This window comes from Streptomyces sp. NPDC033174, from assembly GCF_055577795.1.
In genome coordinates this window covers 1,150,259-1,165,922 of the sequence record NZ_JBVIPQ010000001.1, presented here as the reverse complement: position 1 = coordinate 1,165,922, position 15,664 = coordinate 1,150,259, and the positions used below count along the sequence as shown (strand labels likewise).

Annotated in this window: 11 protein-coding genes; 7 read left to right on the top strand and 4 right to left on the bottom strand. The window is 72.0% G+C overall.

Translation table 11 applies throughout. The annotated features are described in order from the left end of the window. The first annotated feature begins 50 nt into the window (after positions 1-50). Both ACZ5VC_RS05245 and ACZ5VC_RS05240 read left to right on the top strand, forming a co-directional pair. The gene (locus ACZ5VC_RS05245) at positions 51-629 is read left to right on the top strand and encodes an SACE_7040 family transcriptional regulator (protein ID WP_469118717.1); all 579 of its coding nucleotides are present in this window, start codon (positions 51-53) and stop codon (positions 627-629) included. A gap of 71 nt (positions 630-700) precedes the next feature. Beyond that, positions 701-1,468, top strand: a complete 768-nt coding sequence (locus tag ACZ5VC_RS05240; protein WP_468710672.1) for a phosphatase — start codon at positions 701-703, stop codon at positions 1,466-1,468. 75 nt (positions 1,469-1,543) lie between these two features. Here ACZ5VC_RS05240 and ACZ5VC_RS05235 read toward each other — a convergent pair whose 3' ends face one another. From ACZ5VC_RS05235 to ACZ5VC_RS05220, 4 genes are all read right to left on the bottom strand, one after another. Further along, positions 1,544-2,521, bottom strand: coding sequence for a cation diffusion facilitator family transporter (locus tag ACZ5VC_RS05235; RefSeq protein WP_469118716.1), 978 nt, complete (start codon positions 2,519-2,521; stop codon positions 1,544-1,546). Between the two features lie 50 nt (positions 2,522-2,571). Then, the gene (gene tesB / locus ACZ5VC_RS05230; protein WP_469118715.1) at positions 2,572-3,444 is read right to left on the bottom strand and encodes an acyl-CoA thioesterase II; all 873 of its coding nucleotides are present in this window, start codon (positions 3,442-3,444) and stop codon (positions 2,572-2,574) included. Positions 3,445-3,449: 5 nt separating this feature from the next. Beyond that, on the bottom strand, positions 3,450-4,607 hold the full coding sequence (locus tag ACZ5VC_RS05225) for an acyl-CoA dehydrogenase family protein (protein WP_468710668.1): 1,158 nt from the start codon (positions 4,605-4,607) through the stop codon (positions 3,450-3,452). A gap of 184 nt (positions 4,608-4,791) precedes the next feature. Beyond that, positions 4,792-6,249, bottom strand: coding sequence for a PucR family transcriptional regulator ligand-binding domain-containing protein (locus tag ACZ5VC_RS05220; RefSeq protein WP_469118714.1), 1,458 nt, complete (start codon positions 6,247-6,249; stop codon positions 4,792-4,794). Between the two features lie 178 nt (positions 6,250-6,427). Between ACZ5VC_RS05220 and ACZ5VC_RS05215 the strand changes: the two genes are divergently transcribed. From ACZ5VC_RS05215 to ACZ5VC_RS05195, 5 genes are all read left to right on the top strand, one after another. After that, positions 6,428-7,909, top strand: coding sequence for a sodium:solute symporter family protein (locus ACZ5VC_RS05215; protein ID WP_469118713.1), 1,482 nt, complete (start codon positions 6,428-6,430; stop codon positions 7,907-7,909). 39 nt (positions 7,910-7,948) lie between these two features. Further along, the gene (gene speB, locus ACZ5VC_RS05210; protein WP_469118712.1) at positions 7,949-8,920 is read left to right on the top strand and encodes an agmatinase; all 972 of its coding nucleotides are present in this window, start codon (positions 7,949-7,951) and stop codon (positions 8,918-8,920) included. Then, complete coding sequence (locus ACZ5VC_RS05205; RefSeq protein ID WP_469118711.1) at positions 8,917-10,599, top strand: thiamine pyrophosphate-binding protein; 1,683 nt, start codon at positions 8,917-8,919, stop codon at positions 10,597-10,599. The genes speB and ACZ5VC_RS05205 overlap by 4 nt, the downstream gene beginning before the upstream one ends. A 215-nt stretch (positions 10,600-10,814) precedes the next feature. After that, positions 10,815-11,798: a serine hydrolase gene (locus ACZ5VC_RS05200; protein ID WP_469118710.1), complete on the top strand. Its 984-nt coding sequence runs from the start codon at positions 10,815-10,817 to the stop codon at positions 11,796-11,798. A gap of 92 nt (positions 11,799-11,890) precedes the next feature. Then, positions 11,891-15,652, top strand: a complete 3,762-nt coding sequence (locus ACZ5VC_RS05195) for an ABC transporter ATP-binding protein (RefSeq protein WP_469118709.1) — start codon at positions 11,891-11,893, stop codon at positions 15,650-15,652. Positions 15,653-15,664 lie beyond the last annotated feature (12 nt).

Here is a 15,664-nt window from a genome sequence, read left to right as displayed (position 1 = left end):
CATTTCCTCCAGGTTAACGAGCGCTAACCGCGTTGTCTAGAATCAGTCCCATGAGCACCCGTACCGACGCACCCACCCGCCGCGAGCAGATCCTCAAGGAGGCCGCCCGTCTCTTCGCCGAGCGCGGCTTCCACGGAGTGGGCGTCGACGAGATAGGGGCAGCGGTCGGCATCAGCGGCCCCGGGCTCTACCGGCACTTCCCCGGCAAGGACGCGATGCTCGCGGAGCTGCTGGTGGGCATCAGCGAGCGGTTGCTCGACGGGGGCCGCCGCCGGGTGGAGGAGTCGGACGGGGACCCGCACGCCCTCCTCGCCGCGCTGATCGACGGACACATCGACTTCGCGCTCGACGACCGCCCCCTCATCACCCTGCACGACCGCGAGCTGGACCGCCTGCGGGACGCGGACCGCAAGCGCGTCCGGCAGCTCCAGCGGCAGTACGTCGAGCTGTGGGTGACAGTGGTGCGGGAGCTGTACCCGGCGCCCTCGGAGGCGGAGGCCAGAGCGGCGGTGCACGCCGTGTTCGGACTGCTCAACTCGACGCCGCACCTCGGGGCCGGGCGGGGCGTCACCGAAGGGGTGCTCCAGCGTCTGGCGCACGGGGCGTTCGGGGCCCTGGCGGCCGGCTGAGCGCCCCGGCCCGTCGTCCACGAGGCGGAACATCGCTGCCGCGCGCCCAACGGCCCGGCAGAATGGGGACCATGCCGATACCCAGCCGCGCAGCCCTTGTCGAGCACCTCGTCCGCACCCGTATCGCCGGAGACGTCGCCACCCCCCGCGACAACAACCTCTCCCACTACCGCAAGCTCGCCAACGGCGACCGCCACTACTGGCTGGGCCTCGAACTGGGCGACCGCTGGACCGACGAGCAGGACGTGCTCGCCGTCATGGCCGAACGGTGCGGCGTCAACGACGACCCCGCGCACCGCGCCGGGCAGGACACCATCGACCCCGAGCTGACCGTCGACGCCCTCGACCGGATGGCCGCGCGGCTGCGCAAGGCCGCCGCCGGGAAGCAGCGGGTGCTGTTCGCGACCGGGCACCCGGGCGCGCTGATCGACGTCCACAGCAGAACCGCCTCCGCGCTGCGGGCCGCCGGGTGCGACATCGTGCGGATCCCGGGCGGACTGACCGCCGACGAGGGGTACGTCGTGCAGTTCGCCGACGTCGCCGTCTTCGAGCGCGGCGCCTCCCTCTGGCACACGCATTCACCCGAACCGATGAACGCGATCCTCGACCACCTCGACGTGCAGCCCGACCTGGTCGTCGCCGACCACGGCTGGGCGGGGCGCGCGGGCCAGCGGGGCATCGACTCCATGGGGTACGCGGACAGCAACGACCCGGCGCTCTTCCTCGCCGAGGCGGAGGGCACCCTGCAGGTCACCATCCCGCTCGACGACCATGTCGTGGACCCGCGCTACTACGAGCCCATGACGGACTACCTGCTGGACGCGGCCGGGCTGCTCTGACGGGAGCGGCGGGGGCCCCGGCGGGACGCTCCCGCCGGCCGCGGATCCGGGCTGCGCCCGGATCCCCCGCAGCGCTCACCCTTCCGCGGGCCCTCTGCCGGCCACCCCTGGGGTCGGATCCAGATACACCCTTCGGACCGCCGGAAAGCGCTCGCGGAGCTGGGCCTCCGCCTCGTCGCAGGCCCACTCCACCTGCTCCGCCGACGCCACGTCGCGGAAGTCGACCTTCGCGGCGATCAGGACCTCGTCCGGGCCCTGGATCAGCGTCGTCAGCTCCAGTACGCCGGTGATGTGCGGCACGGACAGGATCTCCTCGACCACTGCCTCGCGCATCGGCCGCGGCAGCGGGCGCCCGATCAGCAGCTCCGCGTTGGAGCGGCCCAGCACCCACGCCACGTACACGAGCAGCGCGCCGATCAGGATCGAGGCGACGCCGTCCCACACGCCCGAGCCGGTGATCTCCGCACCCGCGAGGCCGCCGGCCGCCAGCATCAGCCCGGCCAGGGCCGCCGAGTCCTCCAGGACCACTGCCTTGACCGCGGTGTCGGGCGTGTGACGCAGATAGGTGCCCAGCGGCGCCTCGAAGCGCTCGGCCTCGCCGCGGAGCTGCCGGATGCCGGTACGCAGCGAGTAGCCCTCCAGGAGGAAGGCGACGCCCAGCACGAGATACGACACGAGCGGGTCGCCGAGCTCCTCGCCCCGGACGAGGGTGCGGACGCCGTCGTAGACGGAGAAGACCGCGCCGCCGACGAAGGTCGCGACCGACGCGAGCAGCGCCCAGATGTAGCGCTCGGGGCCGTAGCCCAGCGGATGCTCCTCGTCGGCGGGCTTCACGCTCCGCTTGAGCGAGGTGAGGAGCAGCAGCTCGGTGACGGTGTCGGCGACCGAGTGGGCGGCCTCGGAGAGCATCGCGCTCGATCCGCTGACGACGCCCGCGGCGGCCTTGGCGGCGGCGATCCCCAGGTTCGCCACCGCCGCGACGATCACGGTCACCACGCTGTCACCCTGCTCCGCCATGCGACTGACGGTATGTCCGATCGCGGCGGGCTGCATCAGCGCGGACGGGCGCGTGGCGCTGGGGCGGGGCCGGAACGTGGTGCGCGTCAGTGCGGGACGCGCACCACGCCTTCCTGGATGACCGTGACGGCCAGCCGCCCGTCCTGCGTGTAGATCCGGGCCTGGCCGAGACCGCGCCCGCCGGACGCCGACGGCGACTCCTGGTCGTACAGCAGCCATTCGTCCGCGCGGAACGGCCGGTGGAACCACATCGCGTGGTCCAGCGACGCGCCGACGACATCGCCGACCGCCCAGCCGCCGCGCCCGTGTGCCAGGAGCACCGAGTCGAGCAGTGTCATGTCGGAGACGTACGTGGCGAGGCAGACGTGCAGCAGGGGGTCGTCGGCCAGCTTGCCGTTCGTACGGAACCAGACCTGGGAGCGCGGCTCGCGCGGCTGCCCGGCCGTGGCGTACGGCGGCGCGTCCACGTACCGCAGATCGACCGCGGCCCGCGCCTCCAGCAGTCGCTCCGCCGTCTCCGGACGGATGAACCGGTCCGCGTGCAGCGGCAGCGTCTGCGCCGCCGTCGGAAGCGACTCGGGGTCGGGCGCCGCCGGCATGTCCGCCTGGTGCTCCAGCCCTTCCTCGTACGTCTGGAACGACGCGGAGAGATGGAAGATCGGCTGCCCGTGCTGGACGGCGACGACCCGGCGGGTGGTGAAGGAGCGGCCGTCCCGGATGCGGTCGACCGTGTAGACGATCGGCGCGCCCGGGTCGCCCATGCGCAGGAAGTACGCGTGCAGCGAGTGCGCGGTGCGGTCCCGGGGGACCGTGCGGCCGGCCGCGACCAGAGCCTGGGCCGCGACCTGTCCGCCGAACACTCGGGGCACGATCGCCGAACGCGACCGGCCCCGGAAGTAGTCCTGCTCGATCTGCTCCAGGTCGAGCAGATCGAGCAGGCTGTCGAGCGCCTCGGTCACAGGCCCTACAGGCCCATCGACTTGGCGATGATCGACTTCATGACCTCGCTGGTGCCGCCGTAGATGCGGTTGACGCGGTTGTCGGCGTAGAGGCGCGCGATCGGGTACTCGTTCATGTAGCCGTAGCCGCCGTGCAGCTGGAGGCAGCGGTCGATGACGCGGTGCGCGACCTCGGTGCAGAACAGCTTCGCCGAGGCGGCCTCGGCGGCGGTGAGCTCGCCCGCGTCCAGGGCCTCCAGGGCGCGGTCGGCGACGGCCTCTGCCGCGTCCACCTCGGCCTGGCAGGCGGCCAGTTCGAACTTGGTGTTCTGGAAGGAGGCGACCGGCTTGCCGAAGACGGTGCGCTCGCTCACGTACTGCTGGGCGAACCGGATGGCGGCCTTGGCCTGCGCGTACGCGCCGAAGGCGATGCCCCAGCGCTCGGACGGCAGGTTCTGGCCGAGGTAGTAGAAGCCCTTGTTCTCCTCGCCGAGGAGGTCCTCGACGGGCACCTTGACGTCGACGAATGCGAGCTCGGCGGTGTCGGAGGTGCGCAGACCGAGCTTGTCCAGCTTGCGGCCGATGGAGTAGCCCTCGGACTTGGTGTCCACCGCGAAGAGGGAGATGCCGAAGCGGCGGTCCTCGGCGCTCGGGGCGGAGGTGCGGGCGCAGACGATCACACGGTCGGCGTGCACACCGCCGGTGATGAAGGTCTTGGAGCCGTTGAGGACGTAGTGCGTGCCGTCCTCGGAGAGCTTGGCGGTGGTCTTCATGCCCGCGACGTCGGAGCCGGTGCCCGGCTCGGTCATCGCCAGCGCCCACATCTCCTCGCCGGAGACGAACTTCGGCAGGTAGCGCTTCTTCTGCTCGTCGTCGGCGAGCATCTTGATGTACGGCAGGGCGAGCAGGACGTGCACGCCGGAGCCGCCGAAGTTGACGCCCGCGCGCGAGGTCTCCTCGTAGAGGACGGCCTCGAACTTGTGCGTGTCCAGACCCGCGCCACCGAACTCCTCGGGGACGTTGATCCCGAAGACGCCCAGCTCGCCGAGCTTGTAGTAGAAGTCGCGAGGCGCCTGGCCCGCCGCGAACCACTCGTCGTAGACGGGGACGACCTCGGACTCGATGAAGGCCCGGATGGTCTCCCGGAACGCCTCGTGGTCCTCGTCGAATACGGTACGGCGCATCGAGCCGCCTCCTCCGGAGTCTGGTACGCGATTGTCTAAGCGCTTGCTCAGGCCTAAGTTACCTACCAGTCACCGGCGCTGTCCAGAGCGGGTCGTTCATCTCACAACGACTGCCATGGCGACTTCCGCGACGCCTGCCCGGACGGCTGCCGCGAGATCGGGCGCCGCGGCACCCGCGCCGCTCTCACGGCGACTCGAGCGACTTCAGCGCGAACCACAGCTCCATCCGCACGTCCGCGTCGTCCAGATCCGCCTCCAGCAGCGCCGCGCAGCGGGCGATCCGCTGGCGGACCGTGTTGCGGTGGACGCCCAGCGCCGTCGCCGTGCGGTCCCAGCTCCCGTGCAGGGACAGCCAGGCACGCAGGGTCTCCACGAGCGCGGGGGAGTCCGCCACGGCCGCGAGGACCCGGCGGGCGTGGGTGGCCGCCTCCTCGGCGCCGACCAGGCCGGCGAGCCCGGCCTCGCGGTGCCGGGCGAGCGGGGTGTGGGTGGCCTCGGCGCGGCGGACGGCCCTCGCCGCCTGGAGGGCCGCCTCGGGGAGGCCCTCGGCGGTGGCGGGGGCGCTGACCCCGAGGATCCAGCCGGGATGCGCGGTCACCTCGCGGTCGGCCGGCAGCAGGACGCGTACCCCGTCACCGGTCGCATCGGTCAACGGGCTGCCGAACGGAGGCGGGGACCCCTCGCCGCGCGCGTGGACCACGGCCCACGGCCCGCCGCCGAGCAGCGGCGCCACTTCGGCGGGGGAGGCGCCCAGCAGGAGCCTGACCAGCGCGGCGGAGCGGTCCGCCTCGTCGGCGCCCTGGTGGGGCGCGGTGAGCAGGGAGAGCAGGACGACCGCGACCCCGGCGATGGTGTGGTCGCCGGGCTCGCGCCGCTCGGCGGCGATCCCGAGCGCGAGGCCCTGGGCGCCGCCGAAGGCATACGCGGCGAGATGGGCCCCGGGGACGGTGTCGGTGGCCGAGGCCGGAGCGGGGCGCGCGGATGCGGCAGGGGTGCCACCCGGCCCGGGCTGCTCGCTCCCCGATCCGGTGACGACACGGACGAGCGCGGCCAGTGCCGTGCGGGCGTCTGGGGCGGGCTCCCGTCCGGACTCGGCGAACGGCGCACCCCCGGGGCCGTACAGCGCCGCCCAGCCGCCCAGCCGTGCCGCGAGCGCACGGAGCACCGCCGGGACCGGGTCCGGCCGGGCCGCCGCCGTGGCCAGGGACTGCTGGGCCTCGGTCACCCGGCGCAGTTCGTGGTGGCGGGCCTGCGCCATCAGCCGCCAGACGGCTCGGGCCACCGTCGTGAACGGGGTCCGCGGCGGTACTTCGAGCAGGGGCAGCCCGTGGCGGGCGCAGGCGTCCACCAGCTCCCGGGGCACGGTGTCGTACACCGGGGCCACCCCGAACGCCAGCGCCGCCGCGCCCGCCTCGACGAGCCGGGAGACGTACCGCTCGGGGTCGGTGAGCTGTACGCCCGCCGTCATCAGCAGCTCCCCGCCGAGAAGGTACGGATAGGGGTCGGCCATCTCCGAGGTGTGCACCCAGTGGATGTCCGCGTCGTCGGGACCCGCGATCAGGACGAGCCCCAGCTCCTCGCGCGCCAGCAGCGAAACCAGGGTGATGGGAGGGGTGGGAGGGGCGGCCATCGGCTCCGGCATGGACACTCCATCCATCGAGCGTGTGAACAGTGGAGGAAACGTACACTTCAGCGTCGCTTTCCAGCCACTTACTGTCGACCCATCCAGAGGCCACGGGTACGGGCGGATGTCCCCGTGAACAGCCTCCGGAGCACTCCACCCGCACGACACGCCACCGAAGTGAGCGAAGGAGGGCCCCATGGCCGTCGACTACACAGTGATCGTCGTCTATCTGGCCGGCATGTTGGCCATGGGCTGGTGGGGCATGCGCCGCGCCAAGTCCAAGAGCGAGTTCCTGGTGGCGGGTCGCCGGCTCGGGCCCTGGATGTACTCCGGCACCATGGCGGCCATCGTCCTCGGCGGCGCGTCCACCATCGGTGGCGTCGGTCTCGGCTACAAGTACGGACTCTCCGGCGCCTGGATGGTCTTCACCATCGGCCTCGGACTGCTCGCGCTCTCCGTCTTCTTCTCCGCCCGCATCGCGCGCCTGAAGGTCTACACCGTCTCCGAGATGCTCGACCTGCGCTACGGCGGCCGGGCCGGAGTGATCTCCGGTGTCGTGATGTGGGCGTACACGCTGATGCTCGCGGTCACCTCGACCATCGCGTACGCCACGATCTTCGACGTCCTCTTCGACCTGAACCGGACCCTGTCGATCATCCTCGGCGGCGCGATCGTCGTCGCGTACTCCACGCTCGGCGGCATGTGGTCGATCACGCTCACCGACATGGTGCAGTTCGTCGTCAAGACCATCGGTGTGCTGATCCTGCTGCTGCCGATCGCCGTCATCAAGGCGGGCGGCTTCGCCCAGATGAAGGCACAGCTGCCGACCGAGTACTTCGAGCCCCTGGGCATCGGCGGCGAGACGATCTTCACCTATGTCCTCATCTACACCTTCGGCATGCTCATCGGTCAGGACATCTGGCAGCGGGTCTTCACCGCCCGCACCGACCGGGTGGCGCGCTGGGGCGGCACGGTCGCCGGTACGTACTGCCTGGTCTACGCCCTCGCCGGAGCGGTGATCGGTACCGCCGCCAAGGTGCTGTACCCCAAGCTGCCGAGCGCCGACGACGCCTTCGCGACGATCGTGAAGGACGAACTGCCCATGGGCGTGCGGGGACTGGTGCTCGCGGCCGCCCTCGCGGCGGTCATGTCGACCTCGTCCGGCGCCCTGATCGCCTGTGCGACGGTCGCGAACAACGACATCTGGTCGCGGCTGCGGGGCGCGGTGTCCCGCGACGACGGCGAGGCCCACGACGAGGTGAAGGGCAACCGCGCCTTCATCCTGCTGATGGGTGTCGCGGTCATCTGCATCGCCATCGCCCTCAACGACGTCGTCCAGGCGCTGACCGTGGCGTACAACCTGCTCGTCGGCGGTCTGCTCGTCCCGATCCTCGGCGGTCTGCTGTGGCGCCGGGGCACGGTCCAGGGCGCGCTCTCCTCGGTGGTCGTCGGTGGTCTGGCCGTCATCGGCCTCATGGCGACCTACGGCATCCTCGCCAACGAGCCCGTCTACTACGGCCTGCTGCTGTCCCTGGCGGCCTATGTGATCGTCTCCCTGGCGACCACGCCGACCGACGCCGCCGTCCTCGCCGCCTGGCGCGACCGGCTCGCCGGCCGGGTGCCCGAGGTGGCCGAGGAGCCCGTCCCCGTGGCCCCCGTGGCTCCCGGGGTCAATTAAACTCAAACCGTATTGAAACGCTGGAAAGAAGGCATTCACATGAGCAGCAACGAGACGCCGCGCGGCCCCATCGACTCGTCCCGCATCCCGCGGTACGCCGGACCGGCGACGTTCGCGCGGCTGCCGCGCCTCGACGAGGTCGGCACCGCCGATGTCGCCGTCGTCGGTGTGCCCTTCGACTCCGGCGTCTCGTACCGGCCCGGCGCCCGCTTCGGCGGCAACGCGATCCGCGAGGCGTCCCGTCTGCTGCGGCCCTACAACCCGGCCCAGGACGCCTCGCCGTTCGCCCTCGCTCAGGTCGCGGACGCCGGTGACATCGCCGCCAACCCGTTCAACATCCACGAGGCCGTCGAGACGATCGAAGCCGCGGCCGACGACCTCCTCGGCACCGGCGCCCGCATGATGACCCTCGGCGGCGACCACACCATCGCGCTGCCGCTGCTGAGGTCGGTGGCGAAGAAGCACGGCCCGGTCGCGCTGCTCCACTTCGACGCGCACCTCGACACCTGGGACACCTACTTCGGCGCCGAGTACACCCACGGCACGCCGTTCCGCCGGGCCGTCGAGGAGGGCATCCTCGACACCGAGGCGCTCTCCCACGTCGGCACGCGCGGCCCGCTGTACGGCAAGCAGGACCTGACCGACGACGAGAAGATGGGCTTCGGCATCGTCACCTCCTCCGACGTCTACCGCCGCGGCGCCGACGAGGTCGCCGACCAGCTCCGCCAGCGCATCGGCGACCGCCCGCTCTACATCTCCATCGACATCGACTGCCTCGATCCGGCCCACGCGCCCGGCACCGGCACCCCGGAGGCGGGCGGCATGACCTCCCGCGAACTCCTGGAGATCCTGCGCGGCCTGTCCTCCTGCAACCTGGTCTCCGCCGACGTCGTCGAGGTCGCCCCGGCCTACGACCACGCCGAGATCACCTCCGTGGCCGCCTCGCACACCGCGTACGAACTGACCACGATCATGTCCCGCCAGATCGCGGCCTCCCGGACCTCCAAGTGACCCACGACCACGACCTCGTCCTGCGCCCCACGGAGGCACAGACGCGGGCCGCGCTGAACCCGCCGCCCGGGCGCAACGGCGGCGACCTCGTCGTCGAGACCCTCTCCGGTCTCGGCGCGACGACGGTCTTCGGTCTGCCCGGCCAGCACGCGCTCGGCATGTTCGACGCGCTGCGCCGCTCCTCGCTCTCGTACGTGGGACTGCGCGTCGAGAACAACGCGGGTTTCGCGGCGGACGCGTACGGCCGGATCACCGGCGAGGCGGCCCCGCTGCTGCTCTCCACCGGCCCCGGCGCGCTCATGTCCCTGGCCGCGCTCCAGGAGGCGGCGGCGGCCTCGGCGCCCGTGCTGGCGATCGGCAGCCAGGTCCCGGTCGCGGGTCTCGGCGGCGGCCGTCACGGCTATCTGCACGAACTGCGCGACCAGCAGGCCTCCTTCCGGGACATCGTGAAGTCGGTCCACACCGTCCGTACGCAGTCCCAGATCCCGTCCGCGATCGCGGCGGCCTGGGAGTCCGCGCTGACGGCGCCGCACGGCCCGGTGTGGGTGGAGATCCCGCAGGACGTCCTCCTCGCGGAGACCACCCTGCCCGTCGTGACCGCGATGGACGCGACGCCCGAGGAGGTCGCGCCGCGCCCGGAGCTGACGGCCGTCGCGGCGGCACTGCTCTCCGGCGCGGCCCGCCCGGCGGTCATCGCGGGCGGCGGGGTCGTGCGCGCCGACGCGTCGGGCAAGCTCCTGGCCCTCGCCGAGAAGCTGAACGCACCGGTCGTCACCACCTTCGGCGGCAAGGGCGCGTTCCCCTGGGAGCACCCGCTGTCGCTCCAGTCCTGGCTGGAGGACCGTCACACGACGGACTTCCTGGAGGACGCGGACGTCCTGCTGGTGGTCGGCTCGGGCCTCGGCGAACTCTCCTCGAACTACCACACGTTCAAGCCGCGCGGCCGGGTCGTCCAGATCGAGGCGGACGCGGGCAAGCTGGAGTCGAACCACCCGGCGCTCGGCATCCACGCGGACGCGCGGCTCGGCCTGCAGGCGCTGCTGGAGACGGTGAAGCCCCGCGAGGACGCCTCGGCCGCCGGCCGGGTCGCCGAGGTCCTGGCGAAGGTCAGGTCCCGGATCGCGGCGCAGGACCTGACCCTGGAGCAGGAGGTCGTGGCGTCCGTGCGGGCGGCCCTGCCGGACACGTCCCCGAGCTTCTGGGACATGACGATCCTCGCGTACTGGGCCTGGTCCGCCTTCGACGCCCGCCACCCCAACACCATGCACTCCGCGCAGGGCGCCGGCGGCCTCGGCTACGGCTTCCCGGCGGCCCTCGGCGCGGCCGCGGCGGACCCGGCGCGCCCGGTGCTCGCGGTCTCCGGCGACGGCGGTGCGATGTACTCGATCGCGGAGCTGGCGACGGCCCGGCAGTACGACCTCCCGGTCACCTGGCTGATCGTGGACGACGGGGGCTACGGCATCCTGCGCGAGTACATGACGGGCGCCTTCGGCGAGGCGACGGCCACGGAACTGTCCCGCCCGGACTTCGTCGCCCTCGCGGAGTCCTTCGGCGTCCCGGCGACCCTCACGACCCCGGAGTCCCTGACGGAGGACCTCACCAAGTCCCTGTCGGCCCCGGGCCCGTCGGTGGTGGTCCTCCCGGCCCTCCTGAGGATGTTCGAACCGACGCACCTCTGACAGGACGCCGGTGCCGACACGGCTCCGACGCGGTACGCCTGGCACGGACGCGGTACTCCGGCGCCCCGGCCATCCCCCCGATGGCCGGGGCGCCGCCGTGCAGAAGGGTCATTTCGTCCGTTCCGCCGGGTTCCCGTGGCAGCATCGGGCACATCACACCCCACGGAGCCCCCCGCTCCGTACAACCTTCCCCCCACTGAGGAGTCGTCAGAGGCGTGACCCAACACCTCACTTCCCGCCCCGTCTCCCGCCGCTCGCGCAGCGCCCTCGGAGTGGCGCTCGCCGTGGGCGTCCTCCTGCCGACCGCTGCCGTCGCCACCCCCGCCGCGGCCGCCGACCCCGTCGTGGCCTGCACCTCCGTCACGCCCGGGCTCGCCGCCAAGCTGAGCGCGGATCTCGGTGTCGCCCTGCGCGGGCGCTCCGCCTCTACCTCGCTCGCGCTGTACGACCGGAAGACCGGCACCAGCTGCTCGTACCGGCCGTATGTGACGTACGACTCCGCGAGCGTCGTGAAGGCGACCGTGCTCGGCGCGCTGCTGCTGGACGCGCAGAAGCAGCGGCGGTCCCTGACCGCGACCGAGAAGAACCTCGCCAGCGCCATGATCACCAAGTCGGACAACGACGCCACCAGCACGCTGTGGCGCCAGCTCGGCATCACGAAGGTCAAGGCCTTCCTCACCGCCGTCGGCATGACGCAGACCGTGCCCGGTTCCGGCGGTTACTGGGGGCTCACGCAGATAACGGCACGTGACGAGGCCCGGCTGCTCGGGATGCTCATCACCGCCAACAACGGGATCCTCACCGAGGAGTCCCGCCAGTACGAGCTGTATCTGATGCGGGCCGTCATCGCGTCGCAGCGCTGGGGCACCCCTGCCGGCGCACCCGCCTCCGTCGCCGTGCAGGTCAAGAACGGCTGGCTGCCGCGGGCCACGCACGGCTGGCGGGTCCACAGCATCGGCGCCTTCACGGGCAAGGCCGGCCGCCCGGCGTACCACATGAACGTCCTGACCCAGGACAACGCGACCATGAACGACGGCGTGAACACCATTCAGGCCATCGCCCGCGTCGTCCACAAGGACCTCAACCCCACCGAGTCCTTCTCCGGAGCCGTGCAGCCGCCCGTCGCCCCGCAGGAGGCCGTCCCGGCCGTGCCCGAGGCTCCGGCCAGGTCCATGGTCACGGCGCCGCCGCAGTCCTAGGACCAAAGGCCCTACTTTGTTACGGCGGGATGAAATCGGCCGATGGCCGCGTTGGTGCCTTCCGGTAGAGCAGGACGAACGGGAGGCACCACGTGGCGGCGGCGGCTCGACAAGAGGACGGCTGGGCCCGGCGGCTCGCCGGGTACGCATGGCGGTACCGGCGGAACGTCATGCTCGCGCTCGGCTCCTCTCTCGCGGGCATGGCCGTCATGGCCCTCGTCCCGCTGATCACCAAGGTCGTCATCGACGACGTGATCGGCAGCGAGACCCGCTCGCTCATGACCTGGACCGGCGCCCTCATCGCCGCCGCCGCCGTCGTCTATGTCCTGACGTACGTCCGCCGCTACTACGGCGGCCGCCTCGCCCTCGACGTCCAGCACGACCTCCGTACCGAGATGTACGGCACGATCAGCCGCCTCGACGGGCGGCGCCAGGACGAGCTGTCCACCGGGCAGGTCGTCGGACGGGCCACGAGCGACCTCCAGCTGATCCAGGGGCTGCTCTTCATGCTGCCGATGACGATCGGCAACATCCTGCTCTTCCTGATCTCCCTCGTGATCATGGCGTGGCTGTCGGTCCCCCTCACCCTCGTCGCCCTCGCCGTCGCCCCCGCCCTCTGGTTCATCGCCAAGCGCAGCCGCACCCGCCTCCACCCCGCCACCTGGTACGCCCAGGCGCAGGCCGCCGCCGTCGCCGGGGTCGTCGACGGGTCCGTCACCGGCGTCCGTGTCGTCAAGGGCTTCGGCCAGGAGGACCAGGAGACCGGCAAGATCCGGGACGCCAGCCGCAAGCTCTTCGCCGGCCGGATGCGCACCATCCGGCTGAACTCGAAGTACACGCCGGCCCTCCAGGCCGTGCCCGCCCTCGGGCAGGTCGCCATGCTCGCCCTCGGCGGCTGGCTCGCCACCCGGGGCCAGATCACCCTCGGTACCTTCGTCGCCTTCTCGACCTATCTCGCCCAGCTCGTCGGACCCGTCCGGATGCTCGCCATGGTCCTGACCGTCGGGCAGCAGGCCCGCGCCGGCGTCGAGCGCGTCCTGGAGCTGATCGACACCGAGCCCGCGATCGCCGACGGCACCAAGGAGCTTCCGGCGAGCGCCCCCGCGAGCGTCGAGTTCGACGACGTGAGCTTCTCCTACCAGGACGGACGGACCGTCCTCGACGGCTTCTCCCTGGAGATCCGGCCCGGCGAGACCGTCGCCGTCGTCGGATCCTCCGGCAGTGGCAAGTCCACCGTCTCGCTGCTCCTGCCCCGCTTCTACGACGTGACCCGGGGCGCCGTCCTCGTCGGCGGCCACGACGTCCGCGAGCTCACCCTCGACTCGCTGCGCGCCGCCATCGGACTCGTACCGGAGGACAGCTTCCTCTTCTCCGACACCGTCCGCGCCAACATCGCCTACGGCAAGCCCGGCGCCACCCAGGAGGAGATCGAGACCGCCGCTCGCGCCGCACAGGCGGACCGGTTCATCGCCGAACTGCCCGACGGCTACGACACGACGGTCGGCGAGCACGGCCTCACCCTCTCCGGCGGTCAGCGCCAGCGCATCGCGCTGGCCCGGGCGATCCTCACCGACCCACGGCTGCTCCTCCTCGACGACGCCACCTCCGCCGTGGACGCGCGCGTCGAGCACGAGATCCATGAAGCCCTCAAGCAGGTCATGGCGGGCCGGACCACCCTGCTCATCGCCCACCGCCGCTCGACCCTGGGCCTCGCCGACCGGATCGCGGTCCTCGACGACGGCCGGCTCTCCGACATCGGCACCCACGAGGAGCTGCAGGAACGCTCCGCGCTCTACCGGCGGCTGCTGACCGACCCGGACGAGCTGGGCGGGGTGTCGCCGGGCCGGGCCGTGCCCGTCGAGGTGCCCGAGGACCGCACCGTACGCGAGGAGCTGGACGCCGAGTTCGACGCCGAGCGCGGCATCACCCCGGCCCTGTGGGTGCGCGACGAGGAGTCGACGGAGACGACCGCTCCCGGCGCCACACCCGAACTGCTCGCCCAGGTCGAGGCCCTGCCGCCCGCCACCGACACCCCGGCCGTCGACGAGGCCCGTGCCGTCCGGCCGGAGGAGTCCTACGGACTGCGCCGGCTGCTGCACGGCTTCGGCCTCCCGCTGCTCGTCAGCCTGCTGCTGGTCGCCACCGACGCGGGCATGGGCCTGCTGCTGCCGATCCTGATCCGGCACGGCATCGACGAGGGCGTCACCCAGCTCGCCATCGGCGCCGTCTGGGCCGCGTCCGCGCTCGCGCTGCTGACCGTCCTCGTGCAGTGGGTCGCCCAGACCGGCGAGACCCGGATGACCGGCCGCACCGGCGAGCGGGTCCTCTACGCGCTGCGACTGAAGATCTTCGCGCAGCTCCAGCGTCTGGGCCTCGACTACTACGAGCGCGAGCTCACCGGCCGCATCATGACCCGGATGACCACGGACGTGGACGCGCTCTCCACCTTCCTCCAGACGGGTCTGGTCACCGCGTTCGTCTCGGTCGTCACCTTCTTCGGCATCATGGCCGCCCTCGTCGTCATCGACGCGCAGCTGGCGCTGGTGGTCTTCGCGACCCTCCCGGTGCTCATCGTCGGCACGTACTTCTTCCGGCGCTCCAGCGTGAAGGCGTACGAACTGGCCCGTGAGCGGATCAGCGTCGTCAACGCCGACCTCCAGGAGTCCGTCGCCGGTCTGCGCATCGTGCAGGCCTTCCGCCGCGAGCGCTCCGGCTCCGCCCGGTTCGCCGAGCGCAGCGACCACTACCGCCAGGCACGCGTCCGCGGCCAGTGGCTGATCTCCGTCTACTTCCCCTTCGTCCAGCTGCTGTCGTCGGTGGCCGCGGCGGCCGTACTGATCGTCGGCGCCGGCCGGGTCGAGGCGGGCACGCTCACCACCGGCGCGCTGGTCGCCTATCTCCTCTACATCGACCTTTTCTTCGCGCCCGTGCAGCAGCTCTCGCAGGTCTTCGACGGCTACCAGCAAGCGGCTGTCTCGCTGAAGCGGATGCAGGAACTGCTCCAGGAGCCGACCTCCACCAAGGTGGCGCCCGATCCGCTCGAGGTCCTGTCGCTGCGGGGCGAGATCGCCTTCGAGGACGTGTCCTTCGCGTACAACGACAAGGAGGAGGCGCTGGCCGGCATCGACCTGCGCATCCCGGCCGGTCAGACGGTCGCCTTCGTCGGCGAGACCGGGGCGGGCAAGTCGACTCTGGTCAAGCTGGTCGCCCGGTTCTACGACCCCACTTCCGGCCGGGTCACCGCCGACGGCGCGGATCTGCGGGACCTCGACCTGACGGCGTATCGCCACCGGCTCGGAGTCGTACCGCAGGAGGCGTACCTCTTCGCCGGTACGGTCCGCGACGCCATCGCGTACGGACGCCCCGACGCGACCGACGCCGACGTCGAGGCGGCCGCCCGAGCGGTCGGCGCCCACGACATGATCGCCACGCTCGACGGCGGCTACCTGCACGAGGTCGCCGAGCGCGGCCGCAACCTCTCCGCCGGGCAGCGCCAGCTGATCGCCCTGGCCCGCGCCGAGCTCGTCGACCCGGACATCCTGCTCCTCGACGAGGCGACGGCCGCCCTCGACCTGGCCACCGAGGCGCAGGTCAACCAGGCCACCGACCGGATCGCCGGGCGCCGCACAGCCGGCCCGTCGCCCGACCACCACCCCTCATCGAGCGCTCACCCGCGCACCACCTTGATCGTCGCCCACCGGCTCACCACGGCCGCCCGGGCGGACCGGGTGGTCGTCATGGCCGACGGCCGGGTCGCGGAGGACGGGACCCACGAGGAGCTGCTGGCGCGCGGCGGGCAGTACGCCATGCTGTGGCGCACCTTCATCGGCGAGGAGGAGCCGGCCACGGCCTGAGGCCGGAGGGGC